17 protein-coding genes and 1 pseudogene are annotated in these 17,251 nt (G+C 65.7%); 10 read left to right on the forward strand and 8 right to left on the reverse strand.

All coding sequences use genetic code 11. The features are described 5' to 3' along the window. Positions 1-81 precede the first annotated feature (81 nt). Positions 82-1,341, reverse strand: a complete 1,260-nt coding sequence (locus tag AB4118_RS03525; RefSeq protein ID WP_441488423.1) for an ABC transporter substrate-binding protein — start codon at positions 1,339-1,341, stop codon at positions 82-84. A gap of 202 nt (positions 1,342-1,543) precedes the next feature. Between AB4118_RS03525 and AB4118_RS03530 the strand changes: the two genes are divergently transcribed. Both AB4118_RS03530 and AB4118_RS03535 read left to right on the forward strand, forming a co-directional pair. Beyond that, entirely contained in the window at positions 1,544-3,034 is a 1,491-nt protein-coding gene (locus AB4118_RS03530; protein WP_441488424.1) for an AMP-binding protein, read from the forward strand. 55 nt (positions 3,035-3,089) lie between these two features. Next, complete coding sequence (locus tag AB4118_RS03535) at positions 3,090-3,728, forward strand: TetR/AcrR family transcriptional regulator (protein WP_441488425.1); 639 nt, start codon at positions 3,090-3,092, stop codon at positions 3,726-3,728. Positions 3,729-3,816: 88 nt separating this feature from the next. Here AB4118_RS03535 and AB4118_RS03540 read toward each other — a convergent pair whose 3' ends face one another. Further along, positions 3,817-4,758 carry a LysR family transcriptional regulator ArgP gene (locus tag AB4118_RS03540; protein WP_441488426.1) on the reverse strand — a complete coding sequence of 314 codons (942 nt, stop codon included), beginning with the start codon at positions 4,756-4,758 and terminating at the stop codon, positions 3,817-3,819. A 69-nt stretch (positions 4,759-4,827) separates the two neighbouring features. Here AB4118_RS03540 and AB4118_RS03545 point away from each other — a divergent pair, with 69 nt between their 5' ends. Both AB4118_RS03545 and AB4118_RS03550 read left to right on the forward strand, forming a co-directional pair. Continuing rightward, a complete protein-coding gene (locus tag AB4118_RS03545) occupies positions 4,828-5,478 on the forward strand; it encodes a LysE/ArgO family amino acid transporter (RefSeq protein WP_441488427.1) in 651 nt (216 codons plus the stop codon). 150 nt (positions 5,479-5,628) lie between these two features. Beyond that, positions 5,629-6,090 (forward strand): DUF6894 family protein, encoded by a 462-nt coding sequence (locus AB4118_RS03550; protein WP_441488428.1) that lies wholly within the window; start codon positions 5,629-5,631, stop codon positions 6,088-6,090. Here the strand turns inward: AB4118_RS03550 and AB4118_RS03555 are convergent. Together AB4118_RS03555 and AB4118_RS03560 are read right to left on the reverse strand one after the other, a co-directional pair. After that, positions 6,046-6,819: a CE1 family esterase gene (locus tag AB4118_RS03555; RefSeq protein ID WP_441488833.1), complete on the reverse strand. Its 774-nt coding sequence runs from the start codon at positions 6,817-6,819 to the stop codon at positions 6,046-6,048. The two genes, AB4118_RS03550 and AB4118_RS03555, sit on opposite strands and share 45 nt — an antisense overlap. Next, a pseudogene (locus AB4118_RS03560) lies at positions 6,800-7,270 on the reverse strand (CE1 family esterase); the annotation flags it as partial. The pseudogene AB4118_RS03560 and the gene AB4118_RS03555, both read right to left, overlap by 20 nt. Between AB4118_RS03560 and AB4118_RS03565 the strand changes: the two are divergent. Continuing rightward, a complete protein-coding gene (locus tag AB4118_RS03565) occupies positions 7,155-7,436 on the forward strand; it encodes a hypothetical protein (RefSeq protein ID WP_441488848.1) in 282 nt (93 codons plus the stop codon). The pseudogene AB4118_RS03560 and the gene AB4118_RS03565 sit on opposite strands and share 116 nt — an antisense overlap. A gap of 47 nt (positions 7,437-7,483) precedes the next feature. On the opposite strand, the gene AB4118_RS03570 is transcribed toward AB4118_RS03565, so the two are convergent. Then, the gene (locus AB4118_RS03570) at positions 7,484-8,140 is read right to left on the reverse strand and encodes a hypothetical protein (RefSeq protein WP_441488429.1); all 657 of its coding nucleotides are present in this window, start codon (positions 8,138-8,140) and stop codon (positions 7,484-7,486) included. Between the two features lie 52 nt (positions 8,141-8,192). Further along, a complete protein-coding gene (locus AB4118_RS03575; protein WP_441488430.1) occupies positions 8,193-8,531 on the reverse strand; it encodes a hypothetical protein in 339 nt (112 codons plus the stop codon). Between the two features lie 400 nt (positions 8,532-8,931). Here AB4118_RS03575 and AB4118_RS03580 point away from each other — a divergent pair, with 400 nt between their 5' ends. Continuing rightward, on the forward strand, positions 8,932-9,114 hold the full coding sequence (locus tag AB4118_RS03580) for a DUF3606 domain-containing protein (RefSeq protein ID WP_441488431.1): 183 nt from the start codon (positions 8,932-8,934) through the stop codon (positions 9,112-9,114). Between the two features lie 437 nt (positions 9,115-9,551). Here AB4118_RS03580 and AB4118_RS03585 read toward each other — a convergent pair whose 3' ends face one another. Together AB4118_RS03585 and AB4118_RS03590 are read right to left on the reverse strand one after the other, a co-directional pair. Continuing rightward, positions 9,552-9,875, reverse strand: coding sequence for a hypothetical protein (locus tag AB4118_RS03585; RefSeq protein ID WP_441488432.1), 324 nt, complete (start codon positions 9,873-9,875; stop codon positions 9,552-9,554). 101 nt (positions 9,876-9,976) lie between these two features. Next, complete coding sequence (locus AB4118_RS03590; RefSeq protein WP_441488433.1) at positions 9,977-10,876, reverse strand: LysR family transcriptional regulator; 900 nt, start codon at positions 10,874-10,876, stop codon at positions 9,977-9,979. Between the two features lie 165 nt (positions 10,877-11,041). Here AB4118_RS03590 and AB4118_RS03595 point away from each other — a divergent pair, with 165 nt between their 5' ends. The 4 genes from AB4118_RS03595 (at position 11,042) to AB4118_RS03610 (ending at position 17,153) form a co-directional block, all read left to right on the forward strand. Beyond that, positions 11,042-13,162: a hydantoinase/oxoprolinase family protein gene (locus AB4118_RS03595; RefSeq protein ID WP_441488434.1), complete on the forward strand. Its 2,121-nt coding sequence runs from the start codon at positions 11,042-11,044 to the stop codon at positions 13,160-13,162. After that, on the forward strand, positions 13,159-14,880 hold the full coding sequence (locus AB4118_RS03600; RefSeq protein ID WP_441488834.1) for a hydantoinase B/oxoprolinase family protein: 1,722 nt from the start codon (positions 13,159-13,161) through the stop codon (positions 14,878-14,880). Before AB4118_RS03595 ends, AB4118_RS03600 begins: the two co-directional genes overlap by 4 nt. Positions 14,881-14,971: 91 nt before the next feature. After that, entirely contained in the window at positions 14,972-15,787 is an 816-nt protein-coding gene (locus tag AB4118_RS03605; RefSeq protein WP_441488435.1) for an NAD-dependent epimerase/dehydratase family protein, read from the forward strand. 82 nt (positions 15,788-15,869) lie between these two features. After that, positions 15,870-17,153, forward strand: a complete 1,284-nt coding sequence (locus AB4118_RS03610) for an NAD(P)/FAD-dependent oxidoreductase (protein WP_441488436.1) — start codon at positions 15,870-15,872, stop codon at positions 17,151-17,153. Positions 17,154-17,251 lie beyond the last annotated feature (98 nt).

Here is a 17,251-nt window from a genome sequence, read left to right on the forward strand (position 1 = left end):
TGGGCCGGGCCGCGCGCCAGGGCGCGGCCGGATCGGATGGGACGCAGGCGTCGGGTCGACCCCGACGGATCAGGACGGGCTTCAGACGAAGCCCTTGTCCTTCTTCCACTCGGCCTCGAGCTCGAAGATGCGCTGCCAGGACACGCTCTTCATCTCGGGAACATAGGGCTCCTTGGCGATCGTCGTGCCCCAGCCGACGGCATAGTCGACGAGCGTCTGGTCGTCGGCCCGCATCGTGACCTTGCCCTCGGCGCCAAAGGGCGACTCGATCGTCAAGCCGCGCAGGACCTCGGCCAGCTTCTTGCCGTCGGCCGAATTCGCCTTCTTCGCGGCAGCGGCGAGGAAATTGACCGCCAAGGCATTCTGCCAGGCCCAGTTGGTCGGGTACTCGCCATATTTCGCGCGATAAGCGTCGCCCCAGGCGGCGTTCTGGGGCGTCGCCGGGAAGGTCTTGATGTAGCGATTGCCGGAATGGATGCCGGGCGGCAGGTTCTTGACCGTGGTCAGCGCGGTGTAATCGGCCATGTTGACCGCGAAGAACTGCATCTGCGCGAAGAGCGCATAGATGCCGGCCTGGTCGATGAAGGAGGTCAGGTCACCGCCCCAGAGGCAGGAATAGAGCGCCTGCGGCTTGGCCTGCAGCAGCTTGGTGATCGACTCGGTATAGTCGGGCTGGAAGATCTTCGGCCAGGATTCCGCGACGACCTCGGCCTTGGGCGCGAAGCGCTTGAGATACATCACGAATTCGGCGGTGGTGTCGCGGCCGTAGGCGTAGTCCGGCGAGCAGGTCGCCCAGCGCGTCAGCCCCTTGGCATTGACGATCTCGGCCGCATAGGTTCCGCCCGCGACGGAATCATGGATGCCCTGGCGCGCGCAACGGAAGGCGTTCGGCAGTTTGAGCTTGGGATCGGCCGTCAGGGACGAGGTTTCGGAATTGCTGTGAATGCAGAGAACGCCGAGATCGCGCGCCACCTCATGGACGGCGAAGGCGCCGGTCGAGGCTTCCGCGTCGATCAGGATCTCGCAGCCGTCGGAATTGACCAGCTCGCGGGCGACGCGGGCGGCCTCCTGCGGCTGCCCCTTGGTGTCGCGCACCACGAGCTCGATCGGCCGGCCGGCAAGCCCGCCGGCGGCATTGGCCTTCTCGACCTCCATCTGCGCGGCATTGCGCGACGATGTACCGAGCTGGGCGACGCGCCCCGACAAAATGGTCGGCATGCCCACCTTGACGGCCTTGGCCTGGGCGCGAGCGACCCAGGGCGCAGCCATCACGCCAGCGGCTCCGGCCGTCAGCGCCAGAACGGCGCGCCGATTCATCTGCGAGGACGGTGTCTTGGTCATCACGCTTCTCCCTGGGGCCTTTGGCCGTTTCCTTTCCGGGTTGATCCGGAAGGCGGCATCTTGTCGGCGCCGCTGTGCGGCGCGCGCTTCTTGCAGCGATATTCGGCAGCCGCCGGGGTGACGTCAAGAGAAAAATGAATTACGAGTCATAAATCAGAAAAAGGAGATGGCGAGGCCTCGCGAGCTTTGCCAAGAGGGTGGAATGATCAATCTCTCGAGCTTCGTCCGCTACCACGCGAGCCGGACGCCGGACCGTACCGCTGTCATCTTCGACGAGGCCCACATCTCCTATGGCGCGCTTGCCGGGCGGGTCGCGCGGAGCGCCGGCTGGCTTGCCGCGCGCGGCATTGGGGCTGGCGATGTCGTCGCCGTGCTGATGAAGAACAGCGCCGCCTTCGTCGAGCTGGCGATCGCGGTCGGGCATCTCGGCGCCGTCTTCCTGCCGATCAATTTCCGCCTCTCCGCCGACGAGGTGCGCTACATCGTCGAGGATTCCGGCGCCAGGCTGCTGATCGCGGATGAGGAGCTTGCGGCCTCGGCCCGCGAGGCCGGCCCGGTCGTCCTGGTCGATGCGGCAGCGCGCGCCGACAGCACACGGCTCGGCCCCGGGGCTGCGCCTGCCGATCCGGTGCCGCGCAAGCCGTCCGACCTGTTTCGGCTGATGTACACGTCGGGGACCACGGACCGCCCCAAGGGCGTGATGCACAGCTACGAGAATTTCTACTGGAAATGCAGCGACCATATCGTGGCGCTCAGCCTCACCCATGAGGACCGGCTTCTCGTCGTCGGGCCGCTCTACCATGTCGGAGCCTTCGACCTGCCGGGCCTGGCCGTGCTCTGGGTCGGCGGCATCCTGTGCATCCAGCGCGAGTTCTCGCCGGTTGCCGCGCTCCAGGCGATTGCCAGGGAACGGTTGAACTGCGCCTGGCTCGCCCCCGTGATGATGAGCGCGATGCTCGCAGCCACGGAAGAGGCAGGCCAGGATCTGTCCAGCCTGCGCTGGGTCATCGGCGGTGGCGAGCGCACGCCCGAGGCGCGCATCCGCAGCTTCAGCGCCGCCTTCCCCAATGCCCGCTATATCGACGCCTACGGCCTGACGGAAACCTGCAGCGGCGATACGCTGATGGAGGCAGGTCGCGAGATCGAGAAGATCGGCTCTGTCGGCCGGGCGCTTGCCCATGTCGAAATCCAGATCAGGGACGAGGCCGGCAGGGTCCTGCCGCCGGGCGCGACCGGAGAGATCTGCCTGCGCGGCGCCAAGATCACCAGCGGCTACTGGAACGATGCGGCCAAGACCGAAGCCGCGTTCTACGGCGACTGGTTCCGCAGCGGCGACATGGGCTATCTCGACCCGGACGGCTTCCTCTATCTGACCGACCGCATGAAGGACATGATCATCTCCGGCGGCGAGAATATCGCCTCCTCGGAGGTCGAGCGCGCCATCTTCGAGCTGCCGCAGGTGCGCGAGGTCGCGGTGATCGGCGCGCCCGACGAACGCTGGGGCGAAAGGCCGGTTGCCTTCGTCGTTCTCGAGCCCGGCAGCGCCCTCACCCTCGATGCGCTCGCCGCCCATTGCCGCAGCCGGCTCGCCGCCTTCAAGGCCCCGCGCCAGCTGATCCTGCGGGAAAGCCTGCCGCGCAATCCATCGGGCAAGATCCTGAAGCGGGTCCTCCGCGACGAGTTGCGATCCTAGCCCGATCTGCGAGTTTGATCACACGTCAGCCCAAGAGCCCCGGATACGAGACCGCATGACGACACAAGCCCGTGCGAGCAGCAGCGCAAAACGCCCGAAGCTGACCCGCAGCGAGAAGAATGACGACGTCAAACGCCGCCTGTTCGGCGCCGCGGCGAAGGTCGTCGGCAAATCCGGCTATGCCGAGGCCTCGGTGGCCCGCATCACGGACCTTGCGGGCGTGGCGCAGGGCACCTTCTACAATCATTTCGAGAACCGGCAGGAACTGCTCGAGCAATTGCTGCCGGTCATCGGCCAGCACATGGTCGACTTCATCCGCGAGAAGATCGAGGCGTCAGCCTCCGAGCTCGAGAAGGAGGTCGCCCGCTTTCGCGCCTTCTTCGAATTCCTGCAGGATACACCTGAATTCCTGCGCATCTTGAACGAGGCCGAGGTTTTCGCGCCGCTCGGCTACCAGCAGCATCTCGACAATATCTCCGCGGCCTATGTGCGGCTGCTCAAGCGCGCACGCGGCCCCGGCAAGATCGGCGACTACAGCGACGAAGAGCTGGAGGTCATCGTCCATATCCTGATGGGTGCACGCGGCTATCTCAGCCGGCGCTATGCCTATGGCGAGGACGGCGTGAACCCCGTCCCCGAGCATGTCATCACCGCCTATGAGAAGCTGATGCGCTCAGGCCTGATCGGGGGATAGGCCGCGAACGCCGCCGGCCGGTCGGATCATCATGCCGTGTTTGCATCGGCTTTACCGAAAACCGCGATCCACTTTTCGGGCCGATGCTTTAGGGCCGTTCGGCGGGGCAGCTGCCCGGCCCGCGTCCTTCGTTTCCGGCCCTGGCCAGTTCGAGCGCGCTGATCGACCGGACGCAATGCGTCAGCCGGTCGAGCAGTCGCGCGGCCAGCCGCGTGCGCTGCCAGTACAGCGTGACCGAGATAGGCCGATGCGGCGGCAGTTCCACCAGGCGACCGGCATCGAGATGCGGCGTTGCCAGCGGCAGCGGCGTCATCGACCAGCCCAACCCGGCCAGCGTCATGTCCAGCATGCCCTGGGTCGAGGGTATCCAATGGACGGGGGGCGAAACCGGCGTCCCCCAGGACTGCCGCACCCAGCGCGCCTGCAACTCGTCGCGACGGTCGAAGCGCAGCATCGGCGCTTCCTGAAGGCTCGCGGCATCGACGCCGTCGGGAAAGAACCGGCTGATGAAGCCGGGGCTGGCCGTCGCCACATAGTCGATGGCGCCGAGCGGATAGATCTTGCAACCGGGAACGGGGGCGGGATCGGCCGTCACAGCCGCCAGAACCTCTCCCGTGCGCAGCCGCTCGGCCGTATGGGCCTCATCATCCATGACGAGGTCGAGCATCGCACCGGTCTGCGCCGCGAACTGTGCCGCCGCCCGGGGAAACCAGGTGCTGACGCTGTCGGCATTGACGGCGACCCTGACCGTGGTCGCGCCGGGCTCCTGAACCGCCAGTCCCGGCAGATCATGGACGACTTCGCCTTCGAGCAGCCGAACCTGCTCGACATGGGCGCAGAGCTTGGCGCCGATCTCGGTCGGGCGACAGGGAACGCCCCTTGTCAGCAGGATCGCGCCGAGCCGTTCCTCCAACCCCTTCACACGCTGGGACACAGCCGATGGCGTGACGCCGAGCGCCACTGCGGCCTTCTCGAAACTGCCCTCGCGGGCGACGGCAGCGACGGCCGCCAGGGACGCATAGTCCAGCATTAACTTGCCTAATTCATGATTAGCTTCTTTAGCTAGACTACATCGGCAGTCGCGCGCATCAAGGCCGGCATGACCAGCTCTCTCATGCCCTCTCTCTTGCCCTCTCTTTTGCCCGCCTTCGCCAAGGGTTTTGCCCTTTCCGCCGGCCTGATCATGGCCATCGGCGCCCAGAACATGTTCGTGCTGCGCCAGGGGCTCAAACGGGAGCATGTCTGGCCTATCGTCCTGTTCTGCGCGGCGGCCGACGCTGCGCTGATCGTGGCAGGCGTCAGCGGCCTCGGCAGCGCACTCGCCCTCATTCCCGGCCTGTCGCTCGTCCTCAGCCTGGGTGGCGCGGCCTTTCTCAGCTGGTACGGCGTTTCGGCGCTCAGGCGGGCCGCCAACCCTTCCGTCCTCCTTGTCGAGCAACAAGGCGGCATGACGCTCGGCGCAGCGCTGGCCGGCACCGCCGCCTTCACCTTCCTCAACCCTCACGTCTATATCGACACGGTCATGCTCATGGGGGCCGTCGGGACGAGCCTTCCGCCGATCGAGCGGCCTCCGTTCATGGCCGGCGCGGCGATTGCCAGCTTTGCCTGGTTCGCTTCGCTTGGCTTCGGCGCGCGCTTCCTCGCCCCGCTCCTGTCCCGGCCCGCCTCCTGGCGCGTTCTCGACCTCGGCATCGGCGCGATGATGCTGGCGCTCGCGACAAGCCTGCTCCGCGACGCGCTGATCCCCTGACCCAACGCCCTCGCCGAGCGGCCCACTCCGCGGAAAAGGCGGGAGCGCCCTAACAAAATTCGCATTCCCTTCCCCCGACCGGGAACGGGCAGTGTTCTGGCACGTTCTCAAACAGGAGCCCGCCCATCTCTCCTTCGCCAGGAGCGGAGCATGAGCCGTTATTTCTTCGACAGCACGGATGGCGACTTCGTCGATATCGACGAGGACGGAATCGAACTTGCCAGCGACGGAGAAGCGCGGCTGTCGGCTTTGGACGCCTTGCCCGACATGGCCCGCGCGGTGATGCCAAACGGCGACTGTCGGTTGTTCGTGGTCAGCGTCCGCCGGGACGATGGCGGCGTCATATATCGGGCGAGCATGGAACTCTTGGGTGAGCGGACCGAACGCTGGACCGCAACGGAGGTCGACATGGCGAAGGCAGATCAAGACAAGCCGACCGGACAGCCCGGCAGGACAAGCGATAGCCGCCCACGGCCGGGGACAGGCATACCCACGGACGATCGGGCGAAGCCGGCGGCGGATGCGAATGTCGCTGCGCCAGCAAAGGGCGATCCAAAGCCCTCCAGTTCACCGAGCGCCCTCGACCCTGGGCGTCCCGTGAAGAAGAACTGATTGCGGTGGCGATGGACCTTGCGATGGCGGTGGAACACTCGGGATTCTGCGAGTGGACGGGTTTGGTGGCATGCCAGCCCGACCATGACAGAGGTCCGCTTCCCGGCTGCGCCGACGGACCTGCGTCAGGACGCGTATCAGGCCTAAAGCCGGACTGAAGCTCTTCCCTTTGGAAGCGGCCGGTCGTCGGGCCTCGGGTGCACGTAGCGCCGTCTTGATCTTTAGCCTTCGAACGAGGAAGAAGCGCGCCATCTCCTTGGAGGCGTCGGGTCCGGCACTGTCCGTGTGCGCCCCAAAGACTTTGCCGCCGGACCAGGCGTGTCCAGTACCATGGACAAGCCATGTCTCCAGCAGGACATCGCCGCCAAGGGGACGGTAGCTTGTTCGGGTGAAATCACGCCCTCGATCAGATCGTCCGGTGCGGGTCTCGACCGCAAGCGTCGATCCGCAGGACTGTCGCAATCGATGGACAAAGCCGTCCGCATTCGCCGGATGTACCGTCGTGTCGCGATCGCCGTGAAAGAGGATCGTCGGAGGCGGCTGGGCGATCTGTCCGGTCGGAGCCGGAGGATTTGATCCTGGCCCCTGCCGCATGGCCAGGCGGGCTTGCGTCAGGCCGCTGACGGCCTCGCCCGAGAGGCCGGAATGGACGCCTACGGCGGCATAGAGATCGGGATACGCCGCGCCAGCGATCGCCGGTTGCCGCGCCTCCCGCGGAGATGCCCGCAATATACACGCGCGTGGGGTTACCCCTGCAGAGGGTGAGCACGTTTCGCGTCAGCGCCGCGATCATCGCGGGTTCGCCGGAGCCCCGCTTTTGATTGGCAGGCCGATGCCAGTTCCAGCAGCGTGCCATATTGGCAGACGCCGCCTGCTCGGGATACAGCACGAGGAAGCCGAGTTCGTCCGCGACATCGTTCATGCCTGTTCCGGACGCGAAGTCCGAAGCCGATTGAGTGCAACCATGGAGCATGACCAACAGGGGCAAGCGCCTGCGGGTTGAGCCAATGGGCGTGTAGAGCTTGTAGCGCAGTGTGCCATTGGCTCCACTGAATCGATCGCTGATGAAACTGCCCGCCGCGGGTCTGCGCGGCGGAACCGCGCTCCGTTTGGCCGTTTTGGTGGTCTTCTTGGCGCGTGCCGGCTTCGGCAGCTTTGTCAGCTTTGTCAGCTTTCGGATGAGGGCAGCTGAGCGGGCCGCGCTCCTGTTTGCGGCGCGCGTTGCTCTCAACAGCGATCGAAAAGGATTTCTCACGCGCAGATCCCCTGCCGGGCGCTTTCAACTGCGCATGAGAGCCCAACCGTTCACGGCTCGAAATGATCCCGCACTGCAGCATTGTTTTTGAACGGCGCACCACTCCCGTCCCCTCGTCGGCGATCGGTCGCTGCCGCGCTAAGGAACGACCGGGAGATCCCCTGGATTCACCGCCCCGAGCTGGCTGTGAAAGGTCAGCGTCCGGTCGAAACTCTGTTGTTGCGAAACCCCCGAAATGACGTGTTCGCCGGTGTCGTAGACCGTTCGCCTAGTTCCATCATCGATGACCAGGCGCCGCGCTGTCGGGAAGAACGCATACCGCATGTCGTTTTGGCTACCAGCCGTTGCCGCGTCCCCAAATTCTGCTGGCCACTTCCTGGATTCCCGGTCTTTCCGCGCCTCGGCTTCGTTTGCGGCATGTGGCGCTTCCATCGCGGCTTCGCCGCGCCGAAGCGCGTCCGCCAGATCCCCAAGAACACCGTCGAATTTTGCCTTGGTCGCAGCATTGAACATGTCACCGATCATGCTCATTCCGCCGGTCGACCATTGGGCCATGCCGCCGAAGGCAGGGTGAGAAAACTGGGCCATCGTCCCCCGACCTCGACGAAGCGCTGCCAACGCCGCCTCCACAACGTCGACGGCGACCCCATGATTCTGCGCCGTCCGTGTGATCAGGTCAGATGTCTCGTCCGCCAGTCCCTCCTCGGACGGGCGGGTATCGGTTCGGGATGTAAAATCCTGCTCGGGGGGAAGAGGGTTTCCGTGTCCGTCTTTCACCATGACGTCGTCCTCCATCTAGCACACCAAAGGGCCGGTCGGAACGCGGTCTCAGTCGATCTCGAGACGGTCACTGGTCCGAGAGCGTAACCCACGCCATGGCTGATCCCTGGGCCAGTCTCGCCCGTGCGACGGCGCAATCCTCGACATAGAGCCGCCGCGCTGCCGACGTGTTGCGCAGCCCATGATCCGAGAGCCATTTCAGGAGCGGGGGGCGCCGAACCGTCACGATCTGGATTGCCATTCCCGCGTTCAAGAACCGGGAATAGACGCCCGAAGCACGCTGGTGCCACTCGGAGTAGGACCGCGGCAAAACTGCTCGGTCTTCCGCAAGCGCCCAGAGTTCATCGAAATCCGACTGCTTGTACCAGGGAAGCGCAAGCCGATAGGTTTCAGACGGTGTATCCATGAAAACGTCTACCTACCTCGTGCGCATATCCTAATATTGAACGCTTGATCGAGCTTTCATTCGATGCTCGAAAGATGTGTCAGAAGAGAGTGCCTCCCTTCTTCGGATTGTCTGGCCAACAATTCGATCGACGATCCGATGGCCGGCGCAGTCGTCTCCACGAAAAGGGGAACCGCTGTTCAAGTCCTTTGTTCCCACCGGCTGATCCATCAAGAATCCGCGAGTCCATTTGAGCCCGCGCAGAATCACGCCCAGTCGCTCGTTACCGCACCAGAGCGAGGCGCCCTTGCGTACGAGTGCGCTTCAGCCGCCAGGCCGAGCCAGAACGCCACAGGAAGCGTTCGTCGCTGAGGAACATCGTTGCGACATTGCGGTTCCATGGGGCTCCAAGGAGGTTACCATGCCGGACGATCTTACCAACCGCGACGCGCAAGACCGCGCCCGCATCAATCTGAATGAACCTCACGAGGTCAAATACTGGACCCAAAAATGGGGCGTGAGCCTTGAGCAATTGAAGATGGCCGTTGCAAAGGCGGGTTCACGCTCGGCCGCGGTCGCGAAGCTGTTGGGCCGGCCCCTCTAGCGCATCGCAGGGAGTAGGCTTTTCCACGTCGGCAGTCGCCAAACGTCCGCCGGTCAGCGACCCTTCCGGAACACTCTCTCTGGGTGCGGTTCAAAGGCCTCCACCGGGAGAGATCATCATGGGTCGCGGTATTTTGCTTTGGATGCTCGCCATTCCTCTTCCGCTCATCATCCTCCTCGCGTTCTTTCGGTAGCGACCTGAATCGTCGTTCGATCGCCACATGACGGCCGGACGCTGGCCGCGCATCGCTGGATTTGTGCGATCACTCGACGTTTCCGCTGACTGCGGAAACGTCACGGGGACCATTATGGATGTCGGCTGGTTCCTGGCTCGCGTCCGAGACGCCAGTGCAGACTCGCGGCGCGTCGCCCCAGCAACGACCGTATGAAGTCAGCCTCGACCGCCTGTCGAAATCGGGCGCAACGTCCCGGCCCGCATCAGGGAGCGTGATTGCGTCGTCGTTGCCACCACGCCCGCAGCCTGATCCATAGATTCACTGTGGCAAGAGCAAAGCGCGCCATCGGCTTTCTCAATGGCGGGAAGTCTGCGGCGATCAGCAACAGGCCAAGAGGCAGCATCCAAAGCCCGAGCGCGGGTAAGATCGAGAAGATGCCGCCGACGATCAGGAGAAGCCCCACGGGCAGTCGAACCCAACGCGAGGCCGGGTGCCGCAGCCAACGCAATGTCGCTGAGAACCGCTCTGGAACCTCCCGCTCGATGTGCTTGAATGCCCGCCGGAGTTCCTGCTTCCCCTCATCCATCATTTCTCCCGAACGCTCACGCCGTTGGACAACGCGCGACGCCGGAGTTCGTTCATCGCACGGGCGCAGCCGACCTGGTCTCAGCATTGACGATCAACCGGTCAGGCCGCGTTCGGCTTCCAGTCGGCGACCGCGACGGCGAGTTCCGCCGCGGCCTCGACGATCGGCCGCGCCGGCATCGTCACATAGGATGCGGTGAAACTCATCGGGGTCGGCACCCAATCGCAGTTGAGGGCGACGAGTTCCCCGGATTCGACGAAGCGCTCGACCAGCGGCGACGGCAAGGTCGCGATGCCGAGGCCGTCCAGCGTCATGTTCAGGCAGGCCGCCAGATTGCTCGACGAGACCGGGCGGCTGAGCCGGCTGCTGTTGCGCTTGAAGTAGTCGACGACCTCCGCATAGGGCCGCGTGTTCTTGGCATGGGTCAGGATCGGAAACCGGGCGAGGTCATCGGCCCCGACGGGATCGGGCAAGGCTGCGGCAAACCGGGGGGCAGCGACCCAGGGCAGCGCCACCGTCCCCAGCGGCAGATTGGTGACAGAGAGGTCGGAGATCGGCCCGTTGAGGAAGGCGATGTCGAGTGAGCCGTCCATGAGGTTGCGCTGGAGATTGAAGGTCAGGTCGACACTCAGCTCGACCACGACCTCGGGGAAGCGCACGGCCATCTCGCGCAGGAAGCGATGCAGCCAGGTCTGGGCCACGGTTTCCGCGACGCCGAGCTTCAGGATGGATTGCCGGCTCGCCGCATCGCCCGCCTGGAGCAGCGCCTCGGTCGCCTCGAGCGCCCGCGCCGCGAGCGGCAGCACGCTCTTGCCTTGATCCGTCAGCACGACCGATCCGGCATCGCGTTCGAACAGGCGCAGGTTCAGGACCGTTTCGAGCGCCGATATCCGCGCCGAAATATTCGGCTGCGTCGTGTTCATCTGTTCGGCGACGCGGCGGAAATTCCTGAGCGAGGCCAGCCGGACGAAGGTTTCGATCTGCTTGAGCGTGATCTGCATCGAGAACCCCGGTCTGCGCCGCCACGGAGCGCGCCACAGGATCAATATTTTCTATCATCACGAGACAATCAAATAATTAGACGTGATCATCGATCGCGGCCATCTTTTTGCAGGTCCGGCTCTCCCGCAGCGCCGGGCATCTCCTTGCACTGAAAGGTGGTTTCGATGAGCGGCGGTGCATCCTCCCTAGGCAATCTGGGCGCCGATATCGGCGGCACTTTCACGGATGTCGTGCTGGAAATCGGGGGCGATAGCTACTCCGCCAAGGTGCTGACCACCTATGACGCACCCGAGCGCGCCATCATCGAGGGCATGCACCGCGTCTGCGCCAAGGCGGGCGTGACGCCCGCCTCCATCGGCCGGATCATCCACGGCACGACGCTTGCGACCAACGCCCTGATCGAACGCCGCGGCGCGAAGACGGCGCTGATCACGACCGAAGGTTTTCGCGACGTGATCGAGATGCGGACCGAAAGCCGGTTCGAGCAATACGACCTCAACCTGACGCTGCCCCAGCCCCTGCTGCCGCGCAACCGGCGCTACACGCTGCGCGAGCGCGTCGCGGCCAGCGGCAAGACGCTGATCCCGCTCCGGCGCGCGGATATCGTCGCGCTGGCCGAGCAGATCGCAGAAGCGGGCTATGAGAGCGTCGCGGTCGGGCTGATCCATTCCTATCTCGACCCCAGCCATGAGCGGCTGGTCCGCGAGGTGCTGCTGGAGCGGATGCCGGGTCTTGCGGTCTCGATCTCGTCGGAGGTCTCGCCGCAGATGCGCGAATACGAGCGCTTCAACACGGTGGTGGCCAATGCCTATGTCAAGCCGATGATGAAGCGCTATCTCGCCAGCCTGGCCGCAAGACTGGCTGGCGAAGGTGCGGACTGCCCGATCTTCCTGATGCATTCCGGCGGCGGCATCATGTCGCTCGAAGGGGCGGCGGAGTTCCCGGTTCGCCTCGTCGAATCCGGCCCGGCCGGCGGCGCGATCTATGCCGCCGATGTCGCCGCGCGCTTCGGCCTCGACCGGGTGCTCTCCTTCGACATGGGTGGGACGACGGCCAAGATCTGCCTGATCAAGAACCAGACACCGAAGACGAGCCGGGTCTTCGAGGTGGCACGGAGCTACCGCTTCAAGAAGGGCTCGGGCATGCCCATCTCGATCCCGGTGATCGACATGGTCGAGATCGGCGCTGGCGGCGGCTCGCTGGCCCAGGTCGATTCGATGCGCCAGATCCGCGTCGGGCCGGAGAGCGCCGGCTCGGAGCCCGGCCCCGCCTGCTATGGTCGCGGCGGCACACGGCCCGCGGTGACCGATGCCGACCTCCTGCTCGGCAAGATCGACCCCGCCAATTTCGCCGGCGGCAGCATGGTGCTGGACACAGCCGCCTCGCGCACAGCCGTGACGGCTGCGATCGGCGAGCGGCTCGGGATGAGCGGCAAAACCGCCGCCTTCGGCATCGTCGAGGTCGTCGACGAGAACATGGCGAATGCCGCCCGCGTCCACGCCGTCGAGAATGGCGAAGATCTCTCCGGCTATACAATGATCGCCTTCGGCGGCGCGGCGCCGCTCCATGCCGGACGGCTCTGCGAGAAGCTCGGCATCGCGCGCCTGCTGGTGCCGCCCGGGGCCGGTGTCGGCTCGGCCATCGGCTTCCTGCGGGCGCCGTTCAGCTTCGAGGCGACGCGCAGCGTCTATATGCGCCTGGCGGATTTCGACGCTTCGCTGGTCCGCGGCCTGCTCGCAGAACTCGAAAGCGAGGCCACGAGCTTCGTCCGCTCCTGCGACGCGCAGGCGCCGCTCAGCGTCGAGACCAAGGTCTATATGCGCTATGTCGGCCAAGGCTGGGAAATCCCGATCGATGTGAGCCGGGCCGCACCGACGATCGATGCCTATCGCGACCTGTTCGAGGCCGAATACGCCAAGCTGTTCTCAAGGACCGTCCAAGGTCTGGACATAGAGATCACCGTCTGGGCGGTGAATGCGAGCACGGCGAAGACGGTGCCGGTGCGGGCCGAGGGGCTGGGCGCCCTGGCACCGCTGACGGCGACCGCACAGCGCGAAGTCTTCGATCCCGCGCTCGGCGTTCGGGTGACGGCCGGCGTGTTCGCGCGCTCGGAGGTCGCGATCGGCCGGATCGTGACGGGCCCCTGCGTCATCGTCGAGGACGAAACCACGATCATCGTGCCGGCCGGCTGCGCGGCGACCTGCCGCTCGGATGGCTGCATCGAAGTCTTCAAGCAGAGCACCGACGCGGTGGAAGCCCGTCTCGCCGACATGATCGAGGCCTGACCATGATGACGCTCTCCACCGTCTCGCTGCAGGTGATGTGGAACCGCCTGATCTCGATCGTCGAGGAGCAGGCCCAGGCCCTGATCCGCACGGCCTTCTCGACCTCGGTGCGCGAGGCAGGCGACCTCTCGGCCGGCGTCTACAACCGGGCCGGGCTGATGCTGGCCCAGGCCGTGACCGGCACGCCGGGCCATGTCAACGCCATGGCCGACGCGGTCGCGCATTTCATCCGCGAGATCGGCCCCGGCAACATCCTCGAAGGCGATATCTACATCACCAACGACCCCTGGATGGGGACCGGGCACCTGCACGACATCACGGTCGTGACGCCCTCCTTCTACCGGGGGCGGCATGTCGGCTTCTTCGCCTGCACGGCCCATGTCGTCGATATCGGCGGCCGCGGCTTCGGCGCGGACGCCAACTCCGTCTATGAGGAAGGCCTCTATATCCCGATCATGAAGTTCGCCGACCGCGGCAAGGTCGACCAGCCCTTCGTCAGGCTGGTGCGCGGCAATATCCGCGAGCCCGACCAAGTCGTCGGCGACATCTTCGCGCTGGCGACCTGCAACGATGTCGGCCATCGCCGGCTGACCGGCATGCTCGACGAATTCGCCCTCGACGGGTTGGAGCAGGTCGGCGACTTCATCCTCGAGAACTCGCGCCGCGCGACCCTGGAGAAGATCGCGGCGCTCAAGCCCGGCGCAGCCGAGGGCGCCATGCTCAGCGACGGCTTCGCCACGCCGATCCTGCTCAAGGTCAAGGTCACGATCGGCGCGGACGAGGTTTGCGTCGATTTCGCGGGCTCGTCGGGCGTCGACCCCAAGGGCATCAACTGCCCGATGGTCTATTCCAAGGCCTATGCCTGCTATGCCTTGAAATGCGCGATTGCGCCCGAGATCCCCAATAATGCGGCCTCCCTCGAGCCCTTCCGCATCACGGCTCCGGAGAACACCATCGTCAACGCGCTGCATCCGGCGCCCGTCGCGCTACGCCATGTCATCGGCCATCTCATCCCCGACACGGTCTATGATGCGCTCGACAAGCTCCTGCCCAGGACCGTTCCGGCCGAGGGCGCAGGACCGCTCTGCAATTTCCAGGTCTCGCTGCGTCCGGCCTCGGAGGCCGCGCGTCTTTCCGGCGCGAGACGCGCCGAGGTCTTGATGTTCAATTGCGGCGGATCGGGCGCACGCCCGACGCTCGACGGCATGAACACCACCGCCTTCCCCTCAGGCGTCATGACCATGCCGATCGAGGCAACCGAGCATGCCGGCCCGATCATCATCTGGCGCAAGGAATTGCGGCCCGATTCCGGCGGCGCCGGCCGCTTCCGCGGCGGGCTCGGCCAGTTCATGGAGGTCGGCGCGGTCGAGGGCCATGTCTTCGACATGTCCGCAATGTTCGACCGCGTGAAGCATCCGCCGCGCGGGCGCCTCGGCGGGGCCGATGGTGGCGCGACCGAAATCCGCCTTGACGACGGCACCGCCATGGCCGGCAAGGGGCGCCAGGCCGTTCCCGAGGGTCGCAAGGTCATGCTGTCGCTTCCCGGTGGCGCCGGTTACGGCCCGGCCGCCGAGCGCAGTCGCTTCGCGGTGCTGCGCGACCTTGCGCTCGGCTATGTCTCGGCCGAGATGGCCAAGGCCGCATATGACGTCAGCGACGCCGAGATCGCGGCAGTCGAAGCCGGACTGAAGCGCGGCGAACTACCCTCCCCCGGATGACCCGGTGCCACGAGATCCGGAACGCCTATTCTCCCCATCGCCGCCGCGCCGGCCTGGTGCGGCGGTCAGCCTGTGACGACGCGAGGACCGCATGCCCCATTACGACCGCATCCTGATCACCGGCGCGGCCGGCCGCCTCGGCTCTCATCTTCGCACCGGGCTTGCGCATCTCGCCGGGACGATCCGCGTCGCCGATCGCGAGCCGCTCGGCCCGCTTGGCTCCCATGAGGAACAGGCGATCTTCGATCTTGCGGATATGGAGGCGACGATCGCTGCGACCGAGGGCTGCGATGCCATCGTCCATTTCGGCGGCGCGCCGACCGAGCGGGACTGGCAGACCATCCTCGATTCCAGTATTCGCGCCTCCTACCACATCTATGAGGGCGCCCGGAAACACGGGATCAAACGCGTCGTCTATGCCTCATCCGTCCATGCGATCGGCTTCCATGAGATCGGCGCGCAGATATCGGTCGATGCGCCGGTTCGGCCGGACTGCCTCTACGGCGTCGGCAAGACCTTCGTGGAAAGCCTGAGCCGGCTCTATTGGGACAAGTTCGGCATCGAGACGGCGTGCCTGCGCATCTTCTCGTCCTTCCCCGAGCCCGTCGACCGGCGGATGCTGTGGTCCTATCTCTCCTTCGCCGACTGCGTGCGCCTCGTCGAAGCCTCGCTGACGGCGCCTTTCGTCGGCCACACCATCTCCTTCGGCACCTCGGACAACACGGTGAAGGCGGTCGACAATAGCGGCGCCAACCATCTCGGCTATCACCCGCAGGACAGCTCGGAGCCGTTTCGCGGCAAGGTCGAGGCGAATGCGCCGGCTCTCGACCCCAAGTCTCCGACGGGCCGCTATCTCGGCGGCAAGTTCTGCGAGATGGGCCACCCCGACGACGAAGCGAAGGCCTGACATCTGCGGGCGCCCTCCGCGCCTGCACAATGTTGCGCCTGCACCAAGCCATTCACGGACCTGACAGAGCGGAGCCGATTCAATGCTAAGGGACAAGCGTTCGCACGGGCTCTGGGAGCTCTCGGCCCCTCCTGCCCCGCAGACCACGGTCCTGGGCGAAGCCGCATCCGCCGACGTCGTCATTGTCGGCGGAGGCTATACCGGGCTCTCGGCCGCCCTCCATCTCGCCAGGGGCGGCAAGAAGGTCATGGTCCTGGAGGCGGTCGAGATCGGCTTCGGCGCGTCCGGCCGCAACTCGGGCTTCGTCAATGCCGGCCTCTGGGTGATGCCCGACGATCTCATCGCCACGCTCGGCCCGGGTCATGGCAACCGCCTGATCGGACTGCTCGGCGAAGCGCCGCGCGAGGTTTTCGCGCTCACGGAACGCTATGGCATGGAATGCCAGGCCGACCATCGCGGAACCTATCATTGCGCCGTCGGCGCAAGCGGCCTGAAGCAGCTCCAGGCCCGCCAGGCGCAGTGGAGCAAGCTCGGCGCCAAGGTCGAGCTGTTGAGTGCCGGCGATACGCAGGCGAGGACCGGGGCTGCGGGCTATACCGGCTCGCTGTTCGACCCGCGCGCCGGCACGATCCAGCCGCTGGCCTATGCCCGCGGCCTGGCGGGCGCCGCGATCACCGAAGGCGCGACCATCCACACCGGCAGCGCGGTGACCGGCTTCGAGCGCAGCGGCAACGCCTGGAAGGTCAAGACCGCCGGCGGCAGCGTCAGCGCCGACTGGCTCATCCTGGCGACCGACGCCTATTCGACAGGCGCGACCGCCAACATCCGCGAGGAGCAGGTGCATCTGCCCTATTTTCACGTCTCGACGGCGCCGCTCGGCCACAATATCCGCAAGACCATCCTGCCGCATGGCGGCGCGGGCTGGGACACCAAGACCATCCTGAGCGGGTTCCGGCTCGATGCGGAGGGGCGCCTGATCGTCGGCAGCGTCGGCGCTTTGCGCGGGACCGGCTTGAGCGTTCATCGCGCCTGGGTGAAGCGGCATATCCGGAAGCTGTTTCCGCAACTTGGCGAATTCGAGCTTGAAACGGAATGGTACGGCAAGATCGGCATGACGCCGGATCATCTGCCGCGACTGCACAGCTACGGACCGAACGCGATCGGGTTCAGCGGCTATAACGGCCGCGGCATCGCGCCGGGCACCGTCTTCGGGCGCGAACTTGCCCGGCTCATCCTTGGCGAGATCGATCTCGCCGGCATGCCCTTGCCGGTATCCGAACTGGCCATCCCGGCCTTCCGGGGCGTCAGGGAGGCCTATTACGAGGTCGGCGCGCAAGTGGCGCATCTCCCGATCGCGCCGGCCTGAACCACGCAGTCGCGCGGTCGGCGAGATCGCGCGGTCGCGATGCAGTGCCTCCCCAGGGCCGGCACGCTGCCAGGCCTTCATGCCGTGAGCCGGCCCCG

It is taken from the genome of Allobosea sp. 2RAB26, from assembly GCF_052115465.1.
GTDB lineage: Bacteria > Pseudomonadota > Alphaproteobacteria > Rhizobiales > Beijerinckiaceae > Allobosea.

Coding starts and splice junctions, on each gene's coding strand:
- AB4118_RS03525 (WP_441488423.1), bottom strand. CDS start 1,341: ATGACCAAGACACCGTCCTCGCAGATGAATCGGCGCGCCGTTCTGGCG.
- AB4118_RS03530 (WP_441488424.1), top strand. CDS start 1,544: ATGATCAATCTCTCGAGCTTCGTCCGCTACCACGCGAGCCGGACGCCG.
- AB4118_RS03535 (WP_441488425.1), top strand. CDS start 3,090: ATGACGACACAAGCCCGTGCGAGCAGCAGCGCAAAACGCCCGAAGCTG.
- AB4118_RS03540 (WP_441488426.1), bottom strand. CDS start 4,758: ATGCTGGACTATGCGTCCCTGGCGGCCGTCGCTGCCGTCGCCCGCGAG.
- AB4118_RS03545 (WP_441488427.1), top strand. CDS start 4,828: ATGACCAGCTCTCTCATGCCCTCTCTCTTGCCCTCTCTTTTGCCCGCC.
- AB4118_RS03550 (WP_441488428.1), top strand. CDS start 5,629: ATGAGCCGTTATTTCTTCGACAGCACGGATGGCGACTTCGTCGATATC.
- AB4118_RS03565 (WP_441488848.1), top strand. CDS start 7,155: ATGAAACTGCCCGCCGCGGGTCTGCGCGGCGGAACCGCGCTCCGTTTG.
- AB4118_RS03570 (WP_441488429.1), bottom strand. CDS start 8,140: ATGGAGGACGACGTCATGGTGAAAGACGGACACGGAAACCCTCTTCCC.
- AB4118_RS03575 (WP_441488430.1), bottom strand. CDS start 8,531: ATGGATACACCGTCTGAAACCTATCGGCTTGCGCTTCCCTGGTACAAG.
- AB4118_RS03580 (WP_441488431.1), top strand. CDS start 8,932: ATGCCGGACGATCTTACCAACCGCGACGCGCAAGACCGCGCCCGCATC.
- AB4118_RS03585 (WP_441488432.1), bottom strand. CDS start 9,875: ATGGATGAGGGGAAGCAGGAACTCCGGCGGGCATTCAAGCACATCGAG.
- AB4118_RS03590 (WP_441488433.1), bottom strand. CDS start 10,876: ATGCAGATCACGCTCAAGCAGATCGAAACCTTCGTCCGGCTGGCCTCG.
- AB4118_RS03595 (WP_441488434.1), top strand. CDS start 11,042: ATGAGCGGCGGTGCATCCTCCCTAGGCAATCTGGGCGCCGATATCGGC.
- AB4118_RS03605 (WP_441488435.1), top strand. CDS start 14,972: ATGCCCCATTACGACCGCATCCTGATCACCGGCGCGGCCGGCCGCCTC.
- AB4118_RS03610 (WP_441488436.1), top strand. CDS start 15,870: ATGCTAAGGGACAAGCGTTCGCACGGGCTCTGGGAGCTCTCGGCCCCT.